Source organism: Pseudomonas sp. 18-147 (genome assembly GCF_051048045.1).
GTDB lineage: Bacteria > Pseudomonadota > Gammaproteobacteria > Pseudomonadales > Pseudomonadaceae > Pseudomonas > Pseudomonas aeruginosa.
Map to the genome: position 1 here is coordinate 1,591,962 of NZ_CP182296.1, position 19,927 is coordinate 1,611,888.

20 protein-coding genes are annotated in these 19,927 nt (G+C 65.3%); 14 read left to right on the forward strand and 6 right to left on the reverse strand.

The genetic code is table 11. The features are described 5' to 3' along the window. The first annotated feature begins 69 nt into the window (after positions 1-69). The 5 genes from ACM0M4_RS07770 to ispD all read left to right on the forward strand — a co-directional run bounded on the left by ACM0M4_RS07770 (position 70) and on the right by ispD (position 4,954). Positions 70-1,698, forward strand: a complete 1,629-nt coding sequence (locus ACM0M4_RS07770; RefSeq protein ID WP_003092366.1) for a CTP synthase — start codon at positions 70-72, stop codon at positions 1,696-1,698. Positions 1,699-1,700: 2 nt separating this feature from the next. Next, positions 1,701-2,546: a 3-deoxy-8-phosphooctulonate synthase gene (gene kdsA / locus ACM0M4_RS07775; RefSeq protein WP_003092365.1), complete on the forward strand. Its 846-nt coding sequence runs from the start codon at positions 1,701-1,703 to the stop codon at positions 2,544-2,546. A 45-nt stretch (positions 2,547-2,591) separates the two neighbouring features. Further along, complete coding sequence (gene eno / locus ACM0M4_RS07780; RefSeq protein ID WP_003092364.1) at positions 2,592-3,881, forward strand: phosphopyruvate hydratase; 1,290 nt, start codon at positions 2,592-2,594, stop codon at positions 3,879-3,881. 64 nt (positions 3,882-3,945) lie between these two features. Beyond that, the gene (gene ftsB / locus ACM0M4_RS07785; protein ID WP_003098569.1) at positions 3,946-4,230 is read left to right on the forward strand and encodes a cell division protein FtsB; all 285 of its coding nucleotides are present in this window, start codon (positions 3,946-3,948) and stop codon (positions 4,228-4,230) included. 19 nt (positions 4,231-4,249) lie between these two features. Beyond that, positions 4,250-4,954: a 2-C-methyl-D-erythritol 4-phosphate cytidylyltransferase gene (ispD, locus tag ACM0M4_RS07790; RefSeq protein WP_003122146.1), complete on the forward strand. Its 705-nt coding sequence runs from the start codon at positions 4,250-4,252 to the stop codon at positions 4,952-4,954. Positions 4,955-5,014: 60 nt separating this feature from the next. Here ispD and yedF read toward each other — a convergent pair whose 3' ends face one another. The 3 genes from yedF to gfnR all read right to left on the reverse strand — a co-directional run bounded on the left by yedF (position 5,015) and on the right by gfnR (position 7,439). Beyond that, the gene (gene yedF / locus ACM0M4_RS07795) at positions 5,015-5,263 is read right to left on the reverse strand and encodes a sulfurtransferase-like selenium metabolism protein YedF (protein WP_003092358.1); all 249 of its coding nucleotides are present in this window, start codon (positions 5,261-5,263) and stop codon (positions 5,015-5,017) included. Beyond that, entirely contained in the window at positions 5,229-6,455 is a 1,227-nt protein-coding gene (gene yedE / locus ACM0M4_RS07800; protein ID WP_023128657.1) for a selenium metabolism membrane protein YedE/FdhT, read from the reverse strand. The genes yedF and yedE overlap by 35 nt, the downstream gene beginning before the upstream one ends. 75 nt (positions 6,456-6,530) lie before the next feature. Then, complete coding sequence (gene gfnR / locus ACM0M4_RS07805) at positions 6,531-7,439, reverse strand: glutathione-dependent formaldehyde neutralization regulator (protein WP_003129947.1); 909 nt, start codon at positions 7,437-7,439, stop codon at positions 6,531-6,533. A gap of 131 nt (positions 7,440-7,570) precedes the next feature. Between gfnR and ACM0M4_RS07810 the strand changes: the two genes are divergently transcribed. The 8 genes from ACM0M4_RS07810 (at position 7,571) to rpoS (ending at position 14,644) form a co-directional block, all read left to right on the forward strand. After that, positions 7,571-8,683, forward strand: a complete 1,113-nt coding sequence (locus tag ACM0M4_RS07810) for an S-(hydroxymethyl)glutathione dehydrogenase/class III alcohol dehydrogenase (protein ID WP_019484566.1) — start codon at positions 7,571-7,573, stop codon at positions 8,681-8,683. Positions 8,684-8,736: 53 nt separating this feature from the next. After that, positions 8,737-9,588 carry an S-formylglutathione hydrolase gene (gene fghA, locus ACM0M4_RS07815; RefSeq protein WP_003113869.1) on the forward strand — a complete coding sequence of 284 codons (852 nt, stop codon included), beginning with the start codon at positions 8,737-8,739 and terminating at the stop codon, positions 9,586-9,588. Positions 9,589-9,658: 70 nt separating this feature from the next. Continuing rightward, positions 9,659-10,132, forward strand: a complete 474-nt coding sequence (gene ispF / locus ACM0M4_RS07820; protein ID WP_003098560.1) for a 2-C-methyl-D-erythritol 2,4-cyclodiphosphate synthase — start codon at positions 9,659-9,661, stop codon at positions 10,130-10,132. Further along, entirely contained in the window at positions 10,129-11,196 is a 1,068-nt protein-coding gene (truD, locus tag ACM0M4_RS07825) for a tRNA pseudouridine(13) synthase TruD (RefSeq protein WP_029610725.1), read from the forward strand. The genes ispF and truD overlap by 4 nt, the downstream gene beginning before the upstream one ends. Continuing rightward, positions 11,184-11,933: a 5'/3'-nucleotidase SurE gene (surE, locus tag ACM0M4_RS07830; protein ID WP_003092341.1), complete on the forward strand. Its 750-nt coding sequence runs from the start codon at positions 11,184-11,186 to the stop codon at positions 11,931-11,933. The genes truD and surE overlap by 13 nt, the downstream gene beginning before the upstream one ends. Before the next feature lie 32 nt (positions 11,934-11,965). Next, positions 11,966-12,601: a protein-L-isoaspartate(D-aspartate) O-methyltransferase gene (locus tag ACM0M4_RS07835; protein WP_015649078.1), complete on the forward strand. Its 636-nt coding sequence runs from the start codon at positions 11,966-11,968 to the stop codon at positions 12,599-12,601. Between the two features lie 45 nt (positions 12,602-12,646). Further along, the gene (locus ACM0M4_RS07840; protein WP_029610726.1) at positions 12,647-13,540 is read left to right on the forward strand and encodes a peptidoglycan DD-metalloendopeptidase family protein; all 894 of its coding nucleotides are present in this window, start codon (positions 12,647-12,649) and stop codon (positions 13,538-13,540) included. A gap of 99 nt (positions 13,541-13,639) precedes the next feature. Further along, positions 13,640-14,644, forward strand: a complete 1,005-nt coding sequence (gene rpoS / locus ACM0M4_RS07845) for an RNA polymerase sigma factor RpoS (protein ID WP_003113871.1) — start codon at positions 13,640-13,642, stop codon at positions 14,642-14,644. A gap of 426 nt (positions 14,645-15,070) precedes the next feature. Here rpoS and fdxA read toward each other — a convergent pair whose 3' ends face one another. The 3 genes from fdxA to ACM0M4_RS07860 all read right to left on the reverse strand — a co-directional run bounded on the left by fdxA (position 15,071) and on the right by ACM0M4_RS07860 (position 19,161). After that, positions 15,071-15,394 carry a ferredoxin FdxA gene (fdxA, locus tag ACM0M4_RS07850; protein WP_003092272.1) on the reverse strand — a complete coding sequence of 108 codons (324 nt, stop codon included), beginning with the start codon at positions 15,392-15,394 and terminating at the stop codon, positions 15,071-15,073. Positions 15,395-15,460: 66 nt separating this feature from the next. Then, entirely contained in the window at positions 15,461-18,028 is a 2,568-nt protein-coding gene (gene mutS / locus ACM0M4_RS07855) for a DNA mismatch repair protein MutS (RefSeq protein WP_003113873.1), read from the reverse strand. A 125-nt stretch (positions 18,029-18,153) separates the two neighbouring features. Further along, a complete protein-coding gene (locus ACM0M4_RS07860; protein ID WP_003098486.1) occupies positions 18,154-19,161 on the reverse strand; it encodes a TolB family protein in 1,008 nt (335 codons plus the stop codon). A 147-nt stretch (positions 19,162-19,308) separates the two neighbouring features. Here ACM0M4_RS07860 and ACM0M4_RS07865 point away from each other — a divergent pair, with 147 nt between their 5' ends. Next, a complete protein-coding gene (locus ACM0M4_RS07865; protein WP_054376276.1) occupies positions 19,309-19,815 on the forward strand; it encodes a CinA family protein in 507 nt (168 codons plus the stop codon). Positions 19,816-19,927 lie beyond the last annotated feature (112 nt).

The following is a 19,927-nucleotide window of genomic DNA, read 5'->3' on the forward strand; positions in this document are numbered from 1 at the left end:
GGAGCTGGCCTCCCTTCTCCGAATCCCCGGCGGTTGATCCCGCCTAAACGCTGACTTCTAGGGTTTTTCATGACGCGCTACATCTTCGTCACGGGTGGTGTTGTTTCTTCATTGGGGAAAGGCATCGCTTCGGCTTCTCTGGCTGCGATCTTGGAAGCGCGTGGCCTGAAGATCACGATGCTCAAGCTGGACCCTTACATCAACGTGGACCCGGGCACCATGAGCCCGTTCCAGCACGGTGAGGTCTTCGTGACCCAGGACGGCGCCGAGACCGACCTGGACCTGGGCCATTACGAGCGCTTCGTTCGTACCACCATGACCCAGAACAACAACTTCACCACCGGCCGCGTCTACATGGACGTGTTGCGCAAGGAACGCCGCGGCGACTACCTGGGCGCCACCGTGCAGGTGATCCCGCACATCACCGACGAGATCAAGCGGCGCATCATCAAGGGCGCCGGCGATGCCGACGTCGCCCTGGTGGAGATCGGTGGCACCGTCGGCGACATCGAGTCGCAGCCGTTCCTCGAGGCGATCCGCCAACTGCGCGTCGAGATCGGCGCCAAGCGCGCGATGCTGATGCACCTGACCCTGGTCCCGTACATCGCCACCGCCGGCGAGACCAAGACCAAGCCGACCCAGCACTCGGTCAAGGAGCTGCGCTCCATTGGCCTACAACCGGACGTGCTGGTCTGCCGTTCCGACCACCCGATCGACGTCTCCTCGCGGCGCAAGATCGCGCTCTTCACCAACGTCGAGGAGCGCGCGGTAATCGCCCTGGAAGACGTCGACACCATCTACCGCATCCCGTCGGTGCTGCATGCCCAGGGCCTGGACGACATCGTCGTCGAGCGCTTCGGCCTGGAGTGCGGGCAGGCCGACCTGTCCGAATGGGACCGGGTGGTCGATGCCAAGCTCAACCCCGAGCGTGAAGTCACCATCGCCATGGTCGGCAAGTACATGGAACTGCTGGACGCGTACAAGTCGCTGATCGAGGCGATGACCCACGCCGGCATCCAGAGCCGCACCAAGGTCAACCTGCGCTACATCGACTCCGAAGACATCGAGCAGCAGGGCACCAGCCTGCTGGAAGGCGTCGACGCCATCCTGGTCCCGGGCGGCTTCGGCCTGCGCGGCGTGGAAGGCAAGATCAGCACCGTGCAGTACGCCCGCGAGAACAAGATTCCCTACCTGGGCATCTGCCTGGGCATGCAGGTCGCGGTCATCGAATACGCCCGCAACGTGCTCGGCTGGAGCGACGCCAACTCCACCGAGTTCGATAAGTCCAGCGGCCATCCGGTGGTCGGCCTGATCACCGAATGGCAGGACGCGACCGGCGCCACCGAGATCCGCACCGAAGCTTCCGACCTGGGCGGCACCATGCGCCTGGGCGCCCAGGAGTGCCAGCTGCAGACCGGCACCCTGGTGCACGACTGCTATGCCAAGGACGTGATCGTCGAGCGCCATCGCCATCGCTACGAAGTGAACAACAACCTGCTGCCGCAACTGGAACAGGCCGGCCTGAAGATTTCCGGCCGCTCCGGCGACGGCGCCCTGGTGGAAGTGGTCGAGGCCCCGGAGCATCCGTGGTTCGTCGCCTGCCAGTTCCACCCGGAGTTCACCTCCACACCGCGTGATGGCCACCCGCTGTTCAGCGGTTTCGTCAACGCCGCGCTGAAATATTCCGGGAAGGCCTGAGCATGGCACAGAAGATCGTTCGCGTCGGCGATATCCAGATCGGCAACGACCTGCCGTTCGTGCTGTTCGGCGGCATGAACGTGCTGGAGTCGCGCGACCTGGCCATGCAGGTCTGCGAAGAATACGTACGGGTTACCGAGAAACTCGGTATCCCCTATGTGTTCAAGGCCAGCTTCGACAAGGCCAACCGTTCCTCGATCCACTCGTTCCGTGGTCCGGGCCTGGAAGAGGGAATGAAGATCTTCGAAGAGATCAAGAAGACCTTCAAGGTACCGGTCATCACCGATGTCCACGAGCCGTTCCAGGCCCAGCCGGTGGCCGAGGTCTGCGACATCATCCAGCTGCCGGCCTTCCTCTCGCGACAGACCGACCTGGTGGTGGCGATGGCCAGGACCAACGCGGTGATCAATATCAAGAAGGCCCAGTTCCTCGCGCCCCAGGAGATGAAGCACATCCTGACCAAGTGCGAGGAAGCCGGTAACGACCGCCTGATCCTCTGCGAGCGCGGCTCCTCCTTCGGTTACAACAACCTGGTGGTCGACATGCTCGGCTTCGGCATCATGAAGCAGTTCGAGTACCCGGTATTCTTCGACGTCACCCACGCCCTGCAGATGCCTGGCGGTCGCGCGGACTCCGCCGGCGGCCGGCGCGCCCAGGTCACCGACCTGGCCAAGGCCGGGCTCAGCCAGAAGCTCGCCGGGCTGTTCCTCGAGGCCCATCCGGACCCCGAGCACGCCAAGTGCGACGGTCCGTGCGCGCTGCGCCTGAACAAACTCGAAGCCTTCCTGTCCCAGCTCAAGCAACTGGACGAGCTGATCAAGAGCTTTCCTGCAATCGAGACTGCCTAGTCTCCTCAGACCGCCCCGTTCATTCACTTCGGAGTGTTAACAAGAATGGCAAAGATCGTCGACATCAAGGGCCGTGAGGTCCTGGACTCCCGCGGCAACCCTACCGTTGAAGCGGACGTGATCCTGGACAACGGCATCGTCGGCAGCGCCTGCGCGCCTTCCGGTGCTTCCACCGGTTCCCGCGAGGCCCTCGAGCTGCGCGATGGCGACAAGAGCCGTTACCTGGGCAAGGGCGTGCTGAAAGCCGTGGCCAACATCAACGGCCCGATCCGCGACCTGCTGCTGGGCAAGGACGCGGCCGACCAGAAAGCCCTCGACCACGCGATGATCGAGCTGGACGGCACCGAGAACAAGGCCAAGCTGGGCGCCAACGCGATCCTCGCGGTGTCCCTGGCTGCCGCCAAGGCCGCCGCACAGGCCAAGGGCGTACCGCTGTACGCGCACATCGCCGACCTCAACGGCACTCCCGGCCAGTACTCCATGCCGGTGCCGATGATGAACATCATCAACGGCGGCGAGCATGCTGACAACAACGTCGATATCCAGGAATTCATGGTCCAGCCGGTCGGCGCGAAGAACTTCGCCGAGGCGCTGCGCATGGGCGCCGAGATCTTCCATCACCTCAAGGCCGTGCTGAAGGCCCGTGGCCTGAACACCGCCGTCGGTGATGAAGGCGGCTTCGCGCCGAACCTGTCGTCCAACGAAGACGCCCTGGCCGCCATCGCCGAGGCCGTCGAGAAGGCCGGCTACAAGCTGGGCGACGACGTGACCCTGGCCCTGGACTGCGCCTCCAGCGAGTTCTTCAAGGACGGCAAGTACGACCTGGAAGGCGAAGGCAAGGTATTCGACGCCGCCGGTTTCGCCGACTACCTGGCCGGCCTGACCCAGCGCTACCCGATCATCTCCATCGAGGACGGCATGGACGAGTCCGACTGGGCCGGCTGGAAAGGCCTGACCGACAAGATCGGCGCCAAGGTCCAACTGGTCGGCGACGACCTGTTCGTGACCAATACCAAGATCCTCAAGGAAGGCATCGAGAAGGGCATCGGCAATTCGATCCTGATCAAGTTCAACCAGATCGGTTCGCTCACCGAGACCCTGGAAGCCATCCAGATGGCCAAGGCCGCCGGCTATACCGCGGTGATCTCGCACCGCTCCGGCGAAACCGAGGACTCGACCATCGCCGACCTGGCCGTGGGTACCGCCGCCGGTCAGATCAAGACCGGTTCGCTGTGCCGCTCCGACCGCGTGTCCAAGTACAACCAGTTGCTGCGCATCGAAGAGCAACTGGGCGCCAAGGCGCCGTACCGTGGTCGCGCGGAATTCCGCGGCTGAGCCTAGTCTGGTACGGTGAAGGGGTGGCAAGAGCCACCCCTTTTCTTCTCAAGGAGTTCGAGGCTTGAGGTTACGTAGCCCCTACTGGCTGTTCGTGGTGCTGATCCTGGCGCTGGCGGGCCTGCAATATCGCCTGTGGGTCGGCGATGGCAGCCTGGCGCAGGTGCGCGACCTGCAGAAGCAGATCGCCGACCAGCATGGCGAGAACGAGCGCCTGCTGGAGCGCAACCGGATTCTCGAAGCCGAAGTCGCCGAGCTGAAGAAAGGCACCGAGACCGTCGAGGAGCGTGCGCGGCACGAGCTCGGCATGGTCAAGGACGGCGAAACCCTCTACCAGCTCGCCAAGTGAGCTGACGACCCTTCTCCCGATGACGACTTCCGACCTTCCCGCCTTCTGGACGGTGATCCCCGCCGCCGGCGTGGGTTCGCGCATGCGCGCCGACCGCCCGAAGCAATATCTCGATCTTGCCGGTCGCACCGTGATCGAGCGCACCCTCGATTGTTTCCTCGAACACCCGATGCTCAGGGGCCTGGTGGTCTGCCTGGCCGAGGACGATCCCTACTGGCCCGGGCTGGACTGCGCCGCCAGCCGGCATGTGCAGCGCGCCGCCGGGGGCGTCGAGCGCGCCGGCTCGGTGTTGAACGGCTTGCTGCGCCTGCTGGAGTTGGGGGCACAGGCCGACGACTGGGTGCTGGTGCATGACGCCGCGCGGCCGAACCTGACCCGCGGCGACCTCGACCGCCTGCTCGAAGAACTCGCCGAAGATCCGGTCGGCGGGCTGCTGGCGGTGCCGGCGAGGGACACTCTCAAGCGCTCCGACCGCGACGGCCGGGTCAGCGAAACCATCGACCGCTCGGTGGTCTGGCTGGCCTATACGCCGCAGATGTTCCGCCTCGGCGCCCTGCACCGGGCGCTGGCCGATGCGTTGGTGGCCGGCGTGGCGATCACCGACGAGGCTTCGGCGATGGAGTGGGCCGGCTATGCGCCGAAGCTGGTGGAAGGGCGCGCCGACAACCTGAAGATCACCACCCCGGAAGACCTGCTGCGCCTGCAGCGCAGTTTTCCGCACTGAACCCTGGCACAAGAAAGCCGACCCGAGGGTCGGCTTTCTTGTCGTTGCAGGCTCGCTCGTTCAGCTTTCCAGCGGCACCTCTATGAGGAAGCGGAACAGCGCGCCATGCTGCTCCACCGCCAGGCATTTGTAGCCCTGGCGCTGGGTATCTTCGGGAATCCCGTGGACCGATTGCGAGCAGTCGGTGACCACTTCCAGGCGTTCGCCCGGCTGCATGGTCGCCAGGGTTTCCAGGGTGGCGATGGCGTTGTACGGGCAATGTTCGCCGCGCAGGTCAAGCGACAGGGTCGGTTTGTCGGTCTGGCTCATGGTTCGGTTTCCGCGGTCGGGTGAATCGGGAGGCGTTCAGTTGCACCAGCAGCAGGCACAGGGCCAGGCCGGCGAAGGTCAACAGCAGGCCGTTGCCGGGCCCGAAGCTTTCCAGCAGGTTGAGCTTGGGATAGGGCAGGGCTAGGCGGGTACCCAACTGGTCCCAAAAGATCGCCACCAGGGTTCCGCCGATGACGTTGCCGATGCCGACCACCCAGAAGTGCACCTGGCCCTCCATCGAGCGGTACATCCAGCCGGTCTCGCAACCGCCGGCGAGGACGATGCCGATGCCGAAGAGAATGCCGCCGATGATCGCATTCGGGCCCATCCAGAAGATCTTCGGCGCGACGCCCAGGCGGATCGCGGCGAAGGTACCGATGCAGGCGGCCGCCATGCCGAGCAGGATGCCGAAGGCGGCGCGGGTCCGGCCGGTGGTCCAGAGGTCCCGTGCGGCGCTGGTGAAGCAGATCTGCGCGCGCTCGATCAGGCCGCCGAACAGCAGGCCGAACAGGCAGGCCATGCCCAGCACCAGCGATACCTCGAAGCGCCAGGCGGTGAACAGCGCGGCGAGCGCCAGCACCGCCAGGCCCAGGCGGGCCTGCAGGCGTGCGCGTCGGGCCAGGCTTTCGGCGTCGGGCAGGGCGCTGGCCGTGGCGCCGACTTTCAGCGGCGTGCGCAGGAACGGCAGCAGGCTGATCTTCACGCCGATCCAGGCGCCGCCGACGGTGGCGAACATGAAGGCCCAGGCGTGCAGGGAAAACATCGGGATACCGGTGAAGAACGCCGCCAGGTTGCAGCCCATCGCCAGGCGCGCGCCGAAGCCGGCGACGATACCGCCGACCAGGCCCTGCAGCAGGCGGCGTTTGCTGGTCGGCCAGCGCAGGCTGACGTTGCCGGCCCAGAGGGCGCAGCACAGGGCGCCGAGGAACATGCCGATGATCATCACTCCGTCGATCCGGTCCAGCGGCGTGCCTTGAAGGCCGATCAGCCTGAAGTAGCTCCAGTCCTGTGGCTGGTAGCCGAACCAGGACAGCACGTGGCCGCCCCAGCGGGTGAATTCGCCGGTCACCGCCCAGAAGGTGCCGGTGAGCGCGAAGTAGTAGGCGGAGGCGACGCCGAGGGCGACCAGCGCCGGCAGCGGCGACCAGAACCTCACCAGGTAGCGTTGGCGAAACGCATTGAGGGCAGACATGCGACTTCCTTGAATCGATAGCGGGTGGAGCGGGAAACCGCCAAGTCTATCGCAGCGGTGAATCGCCTTACTGCTTCAGCGCAGGTTTTTCTCCCCGGCGAGTCCCGGATGGGATTGCGCCAGGCCTTCCTTGAGATAGTCCACCAGTTGCCTGACTTTCGGCGACAGGTGCCGCTGCTGCGGGTACAGCGCCCATACCGCGGTATTCGGCGGCTGGTGGCCTTCCAGCAGGGAGACCAGGCGGCCGCTGCGCAGATGCTCGATCACATAGTAGTCGGGCAGCTGGCACAGGCCGAAGCCGCGCAGGGCGGCGTCGAGCACCGCCTGGCCGCTGTTGCAGCGCCAGTTGCCCTGGACCCGGTGCTGGGTTTCCCGGCCGTCCTCGAGGAAGCTCCACAGGTCGCTGCTGCCGATCAGGCAATTGAACTGGCCGAGTTCCGCCGGCGACTGCGGAGTGCCGTGGCGGCGCAGGTATTCCGGGGTGGCGCAGAGGTACATGAGGCGTGGCGCCAACCGTGTGGCGACCAATCGCGAATCGCTCAGGCGGCCGAGGCGGATGGCCAGGTCGAAGCCCTCGTGGAGCAGGTCCAGTTGGCGGTTGGACAACTCGATGTCGACCCGCAGTTGCGGATAGTCGGCCATGAAGGCATTCACCAGCGGCACGATGAAACGTTCGCCGTAGGCCACGGCGCAGGTCATGCGCAGCAGGCCCTTGGGCTCCGCGGAGAGGTCGCTGACCGCGCGCAGGGCTTCGTCGCGGGCGTCCTGCAGGCGCTGGCAATGTTGCAGGAAGGTCTGTCCGGCTTCGCTCAGCGACACTCGCCGGGTGCTGCGGTAGAGCAGGCGGGTCTGCAGGCGCTCCTCCAGGCGGGCGACCTGGCGGCTGATGTGCGACGAGGAAACGCCCATGCGTTCGGCTGCCGCGGTGAACTGCCCGGTTTCGGCGACAGCGACGAATTCGTCGAGTCCTTCCCAGCGATTCATCTGGATTGTCCCTGTATGGCAATAATGTTTTGATTATTGCCTGATTATTCCTTGAAACGTGGTTTTCTACACTTTCCGTTTCAGTGGGTCGCTTAGCGGCCCGCCGGCTTCCATCGTTCAGGAGTTCCCAGATGATCAAGTCCCGTGCCGCCGTCGCCTTCGCCCCCAACAAGCCGTTGGAAATCGTCGAGGTGGATGTGGCGCCGCCGCAGAAGGGCGAGGTACTGGTGCGCATCGTCGCTACCGGCGTCTGCCATACCGACGCGTACACCCTGTCCGGCCAGGATTCCGAGGGAGTGTTCCCGTGCATCCTGGGCCACGAAGGTGGCGGTATCGTCGAAGCGGTGGGCGAGGGCGTGACCTCCCTGCAGGTGGGCGACCATGTCATCCCGCTCTACACCGCCGAGTGCGGCAAGTGCAAATTCTGCCTGTCCGGCAAGACCAACCTCTGCCAGGCCGTGCGCGCCACCCAGGGCAAGGGCCTGATGCCCGACGGCACCAGCCGTTTCTCCTACAAGGGCGAGCCGGTCTTCCACTACATGGGCTGCTCGACCTTCTCCGAATACACCGTGCTGCCGGAAATCTCCCTGGCGAAGATTCCCAAGGACGCGCCGCTGGAGAAGGTCTGCCTGCTTGGTTGCGGCGTCACCACCGGGATCGGCGCCGTGCTGAATACCGCCAAGGTGGAAGAGGGCGCTACCGTTGCCATCTTCGGCCTGGGCGGTATCGGCCTGGCGGCGATCATCGGGGCGAAGATGGCCAAGGCCGTGCGCATCATCGCGGTCGACATCAACCCGGGCAAGTTCGACATCGCCAGGGAGCTGGGCGCCACCGACTTCATCAATCCGAAGGACTACGACAAGCCGATCCAGGACGTCATCGTCGAACTGACCGATGGCGGCGTCGACTACTCCTTCGAGTGCGTCGGCAACGTGCAGTTGATGCGCGCCGCGCTGGAATGCTGCCACAAGGGCTGGGGCGAGTCGGTGATCATCGGTGTCGCCGGTGCCGGCCAGGAAATCAGCACCCGGCCGTTCCAACTGGTCACCGGCCGCGTCTGGCGCGGTTCGGCGTTCGGCGGGGTGCGCGGGCGCAGCGAGCTGCCGAGCTATGTCGAGAAGGCGCAGAAGGGCGAGATCCCGCTGGATACCTTCATCACCCACACCATGGGGCTGGAGGACATCAACGAGGCCTTCGAGCTGATGCACGAAGGCAAGAGCATCCGCACCGTCATTCATTACTGACAAGTCGTCGCGGCGGGCCCTGCGGCTCGCCACGACCGTTTCACGGAGGTCACGTGAAGGATTCCCTCGAACTGATCGGCAGCCAGAAGACCTTCGGCGGCTGGCACCAGCGTTACCGTCATTTTTCCCGGACCCTGAACTGCGAGATGGTCTTCGCCATCTACCTGCCGCCCCAGGCCGAGCCGGAGGCGGCGCTGCCGGCCCTGTACTGGCTGTCCGGGCTGACCTGTACCGACGAGAACTTCATGCAGAAGGCCGGCGCCCAGCGGGTCGCCGCCGAACTGGGATTGGTACTGGTGGCGCCGGATACCAGCCCGCGCGGCAGCGGTGTCCCCGGCGATCCCGACGGCGCCTGGGACTTCGGCCTGGGCGCAGGCTTCTACCTGAACGCCACGCAGGAGCCCTGGGCCGCGCACTACCGCATGCACGACTACGTGGTGCACGAGTTGCCGGCGCTGATCGAGGCGCATTTCCCGGTGTCCCGGCGGCGCGGCATCAGCGGGCACTCGATGGGTGGGCATGGCGCGCTGGTTTGCGCGCTGCGCAACCCGGGGCGCTACCTGTCGCTGTCGGCCTTCGCGCCGATCTGCCATCCGAGCGATTGTCCCTGGGGCCAGAAGGCGTTCTCCCGCTACCTGGGCGAGGACCCGGCGGCCTGGCGCGAGTGGGATGCCTGTGCGTTGCTCGAGGGTGCGTCCGAACGCTTGCCGATCCTGGTCGACCAGGGCGAGCGCGACGACTTCCTCGCCGTCCAGCTCAAGCCGGAAGCGCTACGCAATGCGGCGGACAAGGCCGGCCACCCGCTGGAGCTGCGTCTGCAACCAGGTTACGACCACAGCTACTACTTCATCGCCAGTTTCATCGAGGATCACCTGCGCCATCATGCCGGGGTTCTCAACGGTTGATCCGCGATACCTGAAGCCTGTCCCGATCCGGGGTAGAATCACGCCCTGATTCCAACCAGGGCGTTTTTTCATGCGAATTGGCCATGGCTACGACGTGCATCGCTTCGGCGAGGGCGACTTCATCACCCTCGGCGGTGTGCGCATTCCCCATAAACATGGGCTGGTCGCCCACTCCGACGGCGACGTGCTGCTGCACGCCTTGTCCGATGCGCTGCTCGGCGCGGCGGCGCTGGGCGACATCGGCAAGCACTTCCCGGACACCGACCCGCGGTTCAAGGGCGCCGACAGTCGCGCGCTGCTGCGACACGTGGTCGCCATCGTCGCCGAGAAGGGCTGGAAGGTCGGCAACGTCGACGCCACCATCGTCGCCCAGGCGCCGAAGATGGCGCCACACATCGAGACCATGCGCGGGTTGATCGCCGAGGACCTCGGCGTCGCGGTCGACCAGGTCAACGTCAAGGCCACCACTACCGAGCGGCTAGGTTTCACCGGACGCGAAGAGGGCATTGCTGTACATGCGGTCGCTTTGCTGATGGCCCGATGAGCGTTCTCGGCGAACTCGACCTGCTCGGGCCGCGCGCCCATGGGGCAGCCTGCGGCGAGGCGGTGCTCAAGGCCGTGGCCGAGGACTTCCAGGTCGACGAGGTGCTGGACATTCCCCTCAGCGGTGAAGGCGAGCACCTCTGGTTGTGGGTGGAAAAGCGCGGATTGAACACCGAGGAGGCGGCCCGTCGCCTCGGCCGCGCCGCCGGCGTGCAGCAGAAGAACGTCAGCTACGCCGGGTTGAAGGACCGCCAGGCCCTGACCCGGCAATGGTTCAGCCTGCACCTGCCGGGCAAGGCCGATCCCGACCTGGGCGCAGCCGAGGGCGCGGACCTGCGGATTCTTCGCCGCACCCGTCATTCGCGCAAGTTGCAGCGAGGCGCGCATGCCGCCAACGGCTTCACCCTGCGTCTGACCGGGCTGCGGGCGGAGCGTGCCGTTCTCGACGCGCGCTTGGAACGTATCGCCGCGGACGGCGTGCCCAACTATTTCGGCCTGCAACGCTTCGGCCACGGCGGCGGCAACCTGGTCGACGCGCGCAGTTGCGCGGAACAGGACCTGCTGCCGGCGAACCGCAACCTGCGTTCGCGCTTCCTTTCCGCCGGGCGCAGCTACCTGTTCAATCGCCTGCTCGCCGAGCGGGTCGCGGAGGGTAGCTGGAACCGGGCAGCGGTCGGTGACCTGCTGGCCTTCACCGACAGCCGCAGCTTTTTCCTCGCTGGCGAGGAAGAATGCCGCGATGCCCGTCTGGCCGCCCTCGACCTGCACCCCACCGGACCGCTCTGGGGCGAGGGCGATCCGCCGAGCGGCGCCGGCGTCCTCGACCGCGAGCTGGCCCTGGCCGGGCGCGAGCCGGCGCTCTGCCGCTGGCTGGCGAAGGCGGGCATGGCGCACGAACGGCGCATCCTGCGGCTCCCCATCCAGGGGCTGGCGTGGCATTATCCCGAACCTGATGTTCTGCAACTGGAATTCGTCCTGCCGGCCGGTTGTTTCGCCACCGTAGTGGTGCGTGAAATCCTCGACCTGGTACCGACAGGGCAGACGGAAAACCCATGCGCATACTGATTGCCAACGACGACGGGGTGACCGCACCCGGTATCGCCGCGCTTTACGACGCGCTGGCGGATCATGCCGATTGCGTAGTGATCGCCCCCGACCAGGACAAGAGCGGCGCCAGCAGTTCCCTGACGCTGGACCGCCCGCTGCACCCGCAGCGCCTGGACAACGGATTCATCAGCCTCAACGGCACGCCGACCGACTGCGTGCACCTGGGCCTGAACGGCTTGCTGGAGGAATTGCCGGACATGGTGGTCTCGGGTATCAACCTGGGCGCCAACCTCGGCGATGACGTCCTCTATTCCGGTACCGTGGCGGCGGCCATCGAAGGGCGCTTCCTGAAGGGGCCGGCCTTCGCCTTCTCGCTGGTCTCGCGGTTGACGGACAACCTGCCCACCGCCATGCACTTCGCCCGCCTGCTGGTCTCCGCCCACGAGCGCCTGGCCGTGCCGCCGCGTACCGTGCTCAACGTCAATATCCCGAACCTGCCGCTGGATCGCGTACGTGGTATCCAACTGACCCGCCTCGGGCACCGCGCCCGTGCCGCCGCACCGGTGAAGGTGGTCAATCCGCGCGGCAAGGAAGGCTACTGGATCGCCGCGGCCGGCGATGCCGAGGATGGCGGGCCGGGGACGGATTTCCACGCGGTCATGCAAGGCTACGTGTCGATCACTCCGTTGCAGCTGGACCGTACCTTCCACGAAGCCTTCGGCGGCCTCGACGAGTGGCTGGGAGGACTGACGTGATGTCCGAAGACCTGCATCGCCGGGGTATCGGCATGACCTCCCAGCGTACCCGAGAGCGCCTGATCCAGCGCCTGTACGAAGAAGGCCTGTCCAACGCCCACGTGCTCGAGGTGATCCGCCGCACGCCGCGTCATCTGTTCGTCGACGAGGCGCTCTCGCATCGCGCCTACGAAGACACCGCCCTGCCGATCGGCCACAACCAGACCATTTCCCAGCCATTCATGGTGGCGCGGATGACCGAGTTGCTGCTGGCGGCCGGCCCGCTGGACAAGGTCATGGAGATCGGTACCGGGTCCGGCTACCAGACCGCGGTGCTGGCGCAACTGGTCGAGCGGGTCTTCTCCGTCGAGCGGATCCAGGCGTTGCAGGATAAGGCCAAGGAGCGTCTTGCGGAGCTAAACCTGCGTAATGTTGTCTTTCGTTGGGGCGATGGCTGGGAGGGCTGGTCGGCGTTGGCTCCCTACAATGGAATCATCGTCACCGCGGCGGCCACGGAAGTCCCGCAGTCGTTGCTGGAGCAGTTGGCCCCGGGGGGCCGTCTGGTGATCCCGGTCGGTGGCGGCGAGGTCCAGCAACTGATGCTGATCGTCCGCACCGAGGACGGGTTCAGCCGCCAGGTACTCGACTCGGTACGTTTCGTCCCGCTGCTCAACGGCCCGATCGCCTGAGCCGGCGGCCGGCGTCGCCGGCCCGATTGAACGAAAGCGAAGAAGATGGATAAGGGGGAAGGATTGAGGCTAGCAGCGACCCTGCGGCAATGGACTCGGCTCTATGGTGGCTGCCACCTGTTGCTTGGGGCCGTCGTCTGTTCCCTTCTCGCCGCCTGTTCGTCGTCGCCTCCCGGCGGGGTCAAGGTCGTCGATCGCAACGGTTCCGCGCCTGCCGCTGCGCGGCGTACGCCGGTCACCAGCGGGCAGTACATCGTGCGCCGCGGCGACACCCTGTATTCCATTGCCTTCCGCTTCGGCTGGGACTGGAAAGCCCTGGCCGCGCGCAATGGCATCGTGCCGCCCTATACCATCCAGGTCGGTCAAGCTATCCAATTTGGTGGGCGGGCATCGGCGCAACCGTCCGTCGCGAAAAACACGCCGGTCGTCGCTGCGCCCGTGGCGACCAAGCCTACCCCGGTTCCACCCGCAGTTAGTACGTCGGTACCTGCCAAGCCCGCACCGGCTCCGGCCTCGACCACGACCCCACCCAGCAGCGGCGCGACTCCCGTCGTCGCGGGGCCTGCGGTGGGGGGGTGGGCATGGCCTGCGAGCGGTACTCTGATCGGCCGTTTTGCCTCAAACGGAAGTTTGAATAAAGGGATTGATATAGCCGGTCAATTGGGCCAGCCTGTCCTGGCTGCGTCTGGTGGGACCGTTGTATACGCCGGTAGTGGTTTGCGGGGCTACGGCGAGTTGGTCATCATCAAACACAACGAGACCTATGTGAGTGCCTACGGTCACAACCGCAGGCTGCTGGTGCGGGAAGGGCAACAGGTCAAGGTAGGGCAATCGATTGCCGAGATGGGCTCCACAGGAACCGATCGGGTGAAGCTGCACTTCGAGATTCGCCGCCAGGGTAAGCCTGTCGATCCACTGCAATATTTGCCACGTCGCTGACCGGGAGTTCGCCCGCCCACGTAGGTGAGCGGGTCCGGGCGTGTCCAGCGGGAAAGGAATCGCCCGGGCTTGAGTCGAACTCATGCAAGGGATAACGACATGGCACTCAAAAAAGAAGGGCCGGAGTTTGACCACGATGATGAAGTGCTCCTCCTGGAGCCCGGCATCATGCTGGACGAGTCGTCTGCCGACGAGCAGCCTTCTCCCCGGGCAACTCCAAAAGCCACCACTTCCTTCTCTTCCAAACAACACAAGCACATCGACTACACGCGCGCGTTGGACGCAACGCAGCTGTATCTCAACGAAATCGGTTTCTCGCCCCTGTTGACGCCCGAAGAGGAAGTCCACTTCGCTCGTCTGGCGCAGAAGGGCGATCCCGCTGGTCGGAAGCGGATGATCGAGAGCAACCTGCGGTTGGTGGTGAAGATCGCCCGGCGCTATGTCAATCGCGGACTGTCCCTGCTCGACCTGATCGAGGAAGGCAACCTAGGCCTGATCCGCGCCGTGGAGAAGTTCGATCCGGAGCGCGGATTCCGGTTCTCGACCTACGCCACCTGGTGGATCCGCCAGACCATCGAGCGGGCCATCATGAACCAGACCCGAACCATTCGCTTGCCGATCCATGTGGTCAAGGAGCTCAACGTCTACCTGCGTGCGGCGCGGGAACTGACCCACAAGCTCGACCACGAACCTTCACCCGAAGAAATCGCCAACCTGCTGGAGAAGCCGGTCGCCGAGGTCAAGCGCATGCTCGGCCTGAACGAACGGGTGACTTCGGTAGACGTCTCTCTTGGTCCGGACTCGGACAAGACCCTGCTGGATACGCTCACCGACGATCGCCCCACCGATCCGTGCGAGCTGCTGCAGGATGACGATCTCAGCGAAAGCATCGACCAGTGGCTGACGGAACTCACCGACAAGCAGCGTGAGGTGGTGATTCGCCGCTTCGGCTTGCGCGGTCACGAAAGCAGCACGCTGGAAGAGGTCGGCCAGGAAATCGGCCTGACCCGCGAGCGGGTTCGTCAGATCCAGGTCGAGGCGCTGAAGCGCCTGCGGGAGATCCTGGAGAAGAATGGCCTGTCGAGTGACGCGCTGTTCCAGTGACGGAAAACCTTAGACCCACTGAAGACCCGGCGTTCGCCGGGTTTTTTGTGTCTGCTCTTGTAAGCATTAACTTACACGGCGTGTGAGCCTAAGTAGATAAATGCCCGGGAGGTTTGCCAAAAACGCTCGGTGAATTTAAGTAACTTATTGAAATTAAAGGAATATATTTTTCTAAAATGGCTGCCGAAGAAGCTTCGCTGGGTTTTCTGGCAGGTTGCGGGTGCACAGGGAATCGCTAATATCACTCCTGCGTACAGGGAACACGCAACCCCGAAGGATCGGGGAAGGGACGTCGCCAGGGAGGCGATTCATCAGGATGATGACGAGGGACTGAAGAGTGGGCGGGGTAATACCCCGCCCCTTTTTTTTGCCTGCCGTTTTACTCGTCGCCAAAGAAAAGGCCCGCTGATTGCGGGCCTTGGCGTATCAGCGCTCCAGATGCTGGAGCTTGCCGGCGACGCCGTCCCATTCCTCGGCGTCGGGCAGGGCATCCTTCTTCTCGGTGATATTCGGCCAGACTTCCGCCAGCTCGCTGTTCAGCTCGATGAATTCCTGCATGTTCTCCGGCACTTCGTCTTCGGAGAAAATCGCCTGGGCCGGACATTCGGGCTCGCACAGGGCGCAGTCGATGCACTCGTCCGGATGGATGACCAGGAAGTTGGGTCCTTCGTAGAAGCAGTCTACCGGGCAGACTTCCACGCAGTCGGTGTATTTGCACTTGATGCAGTTGTCGGTGACGACGAAGGTCATTTTCTAGTTCTCTCCTCAGGCGGGCGGCTAAGCGCGCGCGATTCTAGCAGCTTGTGCGGTAGTCCGTCAGACCCGCATCTTCCATGCATATAACAGATCGAGAGCTTGCCGCGGGCTGATATCGTCGGGATTGATCCTCGACAATTCATCGATCACCGGGTGCGGCAGGCTGGCGAACAGGTCGCTCTGCATCGGCGAGGCGGGCTTGCCGCTCTGCTGGCTCGGCATCTCGTGCGGCAGGCTGGTGGTTTCCAGGCGCTTGAGGTGTTCGCGGGCGCGCTGGATTACCGGGGCCGGCACGCCGGCCAACTGGGCCACCGCGAGGCCGTAGCTCTGGCTCGCCGGTCCCGGCAGTACATGGTGCAGGAACACGATGCGTTCATTGTGCTCGGTCGCGTTCAGGTGCACGTTGGCTACCGCGGGCTGGCTTTCCGGCAGTACGGTCAGTTCGAAATAGTGGGTGGCGAACAGGGTGAAGGCGCGAGTCCGGGCCAGGTCCTCGGCCGCTGCCCAGGCCAGCGACAGGCCGTCGAAGGTGCTGGTGCCGCGGCCGACCTCATCCATCAGCACCAGGCTCTTGTCGGTGGCGTTGTGCAGGATGTTGGCGGTTTCGCTCATCTCCACCATGAAGGTCGAGCGGCCGCCGGCAAGGTCGTCGGACGAGCCGATGCGGGTGAAGATGCGGTCCACCAGGGACAGCTCGCAGCGTGCAGCCGGAACGAAGCTGCCGATGTGCGCAAGCAGCACGATCAGCGCGGTTTGCCGCATGTAGGTGGATTTACCGCCCATGTTCGGACCGGTGATCACCAGCATCCGGGTGTCGGCATCCAGCGCCAGGTCGTTGGCCACGAACGGTGTCTCCAGCACCTGCTCGACCACCGGATGGCGGCCTTGCTCGATGTGCAGGCAGGTGTGTTCGACGAACCGCGGGCGATTCAGGTCGAGGTTCAGCGCGCGTTCGGCGAGATTCGCCAGCACGTCCAGTTCCGCCAGCGCCGAGGCGCTGTCCTGGAGCGGAGCGAGGTGGCCGATCAGGCGTTCCAGCAGCTCTTCGTAGAGCGCCTTCTCGCGGGCCAGGGCGCGGCTCTGGGCCGACAGCGCCTTGTCCTCGAAGGCCTTCAGTTCCGGCGTGATGAAGCGCTCGGCGCCTTTCAGGGTCTGCCGGCGGATGTAGTCGGCCGGCGCCTGTTCGGCCTGCACCCGTGGCAGCTCGATGAAGTAGCCATGGATGCGGTTGTAGCCGACCTTCAGGTTGGGCAGGCCGGTGCGGGCCTTCTCGCGCGCTTCCAGGTCCATCAGGAATTGCCCGGCGTTTTCGCTCAGCGCCTGCAGCTCGTCCAGCTCGGCGTCATAGCCGGTCTTGATCACGCCACCGTCGCGGATCACCGCTGGCGGGTTGTCGATGATCGCCTTGGCCAGCAGTTCGGCGAGTTCGGGATAGGTGCCGATGGTGGTGGCCAGCGCCTGCAGGTGCGGCGCTTCCAGTTCGGTCATGGCGTTCTGCAGGTCCGGCAGCGCCGCCAGCGCGTCGCGCAGGCGCGCCAGGTCGCGAGGGCGGGCGTTGCGCAGGCCGATGCGGGCGAGGATGCGTTCGAGGTCGCCGATTTCCTTGAGCTGCGGTTGCAGGTTCTCGAAGCGGTAGCGTTCCAGCAGGCAGGCGATGGACTCCTGGCGGGCTTCCAGTACCGCGCGGTCACGCAACGGACGGTTCAGCCAGCGGCTCATCAGGCGGCTGGCCATGGCGGTCTGGCAGCGGTCGACCACCGATTGCAGGGTGTTCTCGCGGCCACCGCTGAGGTTGATATCCAGCTCCAGGTTGCGGCGGCTGGCACCGTCGAGGATCACCGTGTCATCGAGGCGGTCGTGGCGCAGGCTGCGCAGGTGCGGCAGGGCGGTACGCTGGGTTTCCTTGGCGTAGGCGAGCAGGCAGCCGGCGGCGCCGATGGCCAGGGTCAGGTTCTGGCAGCCGAAGCCTTTCAGGTCCTGGGTGCCGAATTGCTGGCAGAGGCTCTTGTGCGCCGAGTCGCGATCGAAGTCCCATGGCGCGCGGCGACGTACGCCGCGGCGCTTCTCCGCCGGCAGGCCCTGTGGCCAGTCGTCGGGAATCAGCAGCTCGGCCGGGTTGAGGCGCTCCAGTTCGGCCAGCAGGGTTTCCCAGCCTTTTATCTCCTGGACGCTGAAGCGGCCGCTGGTGATGTCCAGCACGGCGAGGCCGAACAGGCGCTCGTCGCCGAGGATCGCCGCCAGCAGGTTGTCGCGGCGTTCGTCGAGCAGCGCTTCGTCGCTCACCGTACCGGGAGTGATGATCCGCACCACTTGGCGCTCCACCGGCCCCTTGCTGGTGGCCGGATCGCCGATCTGCTCGCAGATCGCCACCGACTCGCCGAGCTTGACCAGCTTGGCCAGGTAGCCCTCCGCGGAATGGAAGGGAATGCCTGCCATCGGGATCGCCTTGCCGCCGGACTGGCCGCGTGCGGTCAGGGTGATGTCGAGCAGTTTGGCGGCCTTCTTCGCGTCCTCGTAGAACAGCTCGTAGAAGTCGCCCATGCGATAGAACATCAATTGGTCGGGGTGCTGATGCTTCAGTTTGAAGTACTGCTGCATCATCGGCGTGTGCTGGGAGAGGTCGGTCATACGGGCCTTCGGAAGCGGGCTTTGGACGGTGCAAAAGAGGGTAATGTTAACCCGATTCGCCGGCCTGTGTCGGGTCCGTTCGGAACCGGCGCGGACCCTCAGGTCCGCGCCTGTGCGGGCTGCTTTCAGCGTGCCGCGGTATAGCTGGCGCCGAGCTTCTGCCGACCGTCGGGCAGGTTGATCTGCGCCGGGTCGAGACGCCAGACCCGCGCCGCGGCGATGTCGCCGAGGAGCAGGCTGTAGGTCGGGTCGAACGAAGTGCTGGAGAAGATCAGGTAGTCCTCGTTCACCGGCGCGGCGTCGGAATTGTCGCCCTGGCAGTGGTTGAGCGGCAGGATCGCCGGGGTGCCGGGCGGGCTGTTGGGTACGACCATGGCCAACTGGTCGTTGCCGGCCGGCTGGGTACGCGAGAGGAAGTAGGCGGTGTAGTCGCGTACCACCGGGTAATAGTCGCGGCCCCCCGCGGCCGGGGTGGCGAGGGCGCTGACCTGGCCGTTCTCCAGGTTCCTGCGCACCACCCGCAGGCTGTCGCCGGCTCCTGTCGCGTAGACCACGTACTTGCCTGAGGGTGTGAGGAACGGCATCGACTCCTCGGTGCTCCAGCCGTCGCCGGTCACGGCTTTCCAGGCGCTCACGCCGACGCTGCCATCGCCATTGAAGACCAGGGTGGCGAGGCGGATGTCGCCCTCGTGCTTGAGCACGACCTGGCGGCCGTCGAAGGAGAACTTCGGATCCTCGTTGCGACCGCCGATGGCCGCGGTCAGGTTGCTCGGCGCCTGGGTACCGCCGATGGCCCAGGCGAACACGTGCCAGGCGCCATTCTGGCGGCCCATGAAGGTCAGGTAGCGGCCGTCCGGGGAGAAATGCGCATTCATCGGGTCCTCGATGTTCCAGCCGGGCTGGTTGAGCTGGCGGGTGCTCTTGCTCTTGAAATCGTGCAGGTAGAGGTTCGAGGAGCCGTCCCCGTACTCCATATAGCTGTGGTAGACCAGGCGCCCGCCGAGCGCGGGCAGGCTGCTGGCGGGTTGCAGGGCCAGGTTGGCGGTGCAGGCCGCATGGGCGGGGAGGCTGGCAACGGGGGAGAGGAGCAGGGCGAGGGAGAGCAGAGAGACCTTGAGTGGCGCGATGTTCATGGTGTGCCTTTCCTTGGACGGTGATGGAACACGCATGTTCGCGCATTCGCTGCCTTCGCGCGGTTGCGCTTGTCCGAAAGCTGCTTCTGAATGGAAAAGCCGATGGTGTAGGGTAGTCCCTTTCCGTTTCTACCCTGGAGAACAGTGATGACCCTGATGGAGTCCGACCTGACCGTACTGGCCGCCCGCCTCGGCGAAAGCCTTCGTTACCTGGGCGAGCAGGTCAGCACGGCGGAATCCTGCACCGGTGGCGGCATCGCCGAGGCGATCACCCGCATCCCGGGGAGTTCGGGCTGGTTCGAGGCTGGCTACGTGACCTACTCGAACCGCCAGAAGACCCTCCAGCTGGAGGTGCCCGAGTCGCTGTTCCCGGCAGTCGGCGCGGTCAGCCGGGAAGTGGTCGAGGCCATGGTGCGCGGCGCCCAGCGGCACAGCGGGGCGCGTTTCGCGGTGGCGGTGAGCGGTGTCGCCGGGCCCGACGGCGGCTCGCCGGAAAAGCCGGTAGGCACGGTCTGGCTGGCCTGGGCCGACGGCGAGCGGCTGGTCAGTGAGCGCTGCCAGTTCAACGGCGACCGCGACGCCGTGCGCCGGCAGACGGTGGCGACCGCGCTGACCGGCCTGCTGCGCATGAGCAACGGCGAGAACCCGGGCTAGCCGCGCCTGCGGGCAACCGTTCGGAACATTCTTCCCGTCGGGGGTAGGCGAGCGACTTGCCCTGTGGAATAATACTGTCTACTTATACAGTTGTTCGTGGCCGTCCGGCCGC

What these genes read in the sequence shown, in the direction of transcription:
- ACM0M4_RS07770 (WP_003092366.1), top strand. Translation starts at nt 70, where the DNA reads ATGACGCGCTACATCTTCGTCACGGGTGGTGTTGTTTCTTCATTGGGG.
- kdsA (WP_003092365.1), top strand. Translation starts at nt 1,701, where the DNA reads ATGGCACAGAAGATCGTTCGCGTCGGCGATATCCAGATCGGCAACGAC.
- eno (WP_003092364.1), top strand. Translation starts at nt 2,592, where the DNA reads ATGGCAAAGATCGTCGACATCAAGGGCCGTGAGGTCCTGGACTCCCGC.
- ispD (WP_003122146.1), top strand. Translation starts at nt 4,250, where the DNA reads ATGACGACTTCCGACCTTCCCGCCTTCTGGACGGTGATCCCCGCCGCC.
- yedF (WP_003092358.1), bottom strand. Translation starts at nt 5,263, where the DNA reads ATGAGCCAGACCGACAAACCGACCCTGTCGCTTGACCTGCGCGGCGAA.
- yedE (WP_023128657.1), bottom strand. Translation starts at nt 6,455, where the DNA reads ATGTCTGCCCTCAATGCGTTTCGCCAACGCTACCTGGTGAGGTTCTGG.
- gfnR (WP_003129947.1), bottom strand. Translation starts at nt 7,439, where the DNA reads ATGAATCGCTGGGAAGGACTCGACGAATTCGTCGCTGTCGCCGAAACC.
- ACM0M4_RS07810 (WP_019484566.1), top strand. Translation starts at nt 7,571, where the DNA reads ATGATCAAGTCCCGTGCCGCCGTCGCCTTCGCCCCCAACAAGCCGTTG.
- ispF (WP_003098560.1), top strand. Translation starts at nt 9,659, where the DNA reads ATGCGAATTGGCCATGGCTACGACGTGCATCGCTTCGGCGAGGGCGAC.
- truD (WP_029610725.1), top strand. Translation starts at nt 10,129, where the DNA reads ATGAGCGTTCTCGGCGAACTCGACCTGCTCGGGCCGCGCGCCCATGGG.
- surE (WP_003092341.1), top strand. Translation starts at nt 11,184, where the DNA reads ATGCGCATACTGATTGCCAACGACGACGGGGTGACCGCACCCGGTATC.
- ACM0M4_RS07835 (WP_015649078.1), top strand. Translation starts at nt 11,966, where the DNA reads ATGACCTCCCAGCGTACCCGAGAGCGCCTGATCCAGCGCCTGTACGAA.
- ACM0M4_RS07840 (WP_029610726.1), top strand. Translation starts at nt 12,647, where the DNA reads ATGGATAAGGGGGAAGGATTGAGGCTAGCAGCGACCCTGCGGCAATGG.
- rpoS (WP_003113871.1), top strand. Translation starts at nt 13,640, where the DNA reads ATGGCACTCAAAAAAGAAGGGCCGGAGTTTGACCACGATGATGAAGTG.
- fdxA (WP_003092272.1), bottom strand. Translation starts at nt 15,394, where the DNA reads ATGACCTTCGTCGTCACCGACAACTGCATCAAGTGCAAATACACCGAC.
- mutS (WP_003113873.1), bottom strand. Translation starts at nt 18,028, where the DNA reads ATGACCGACCTCTCCCAGCACACGCCGATGATGCAGCAGTACTTCAAA.
- ACM0M4_RS07860 (WP_003098486.1), bottom strand. Translation starts at nt 19,161, where the DNA reads ATGAACATCGCGCCACTCAAGGTCTCTCTGCTCTCCCTCGCCCTGCTC.
- ACM0M4_RS07865 (WP_054376276.1), top strand. Translation starts at nt 19,309, where the DNA reads ATGACCCTGATGGAGTCCGACCTGACCGTACTGGCCGCCCGCCTCGGC.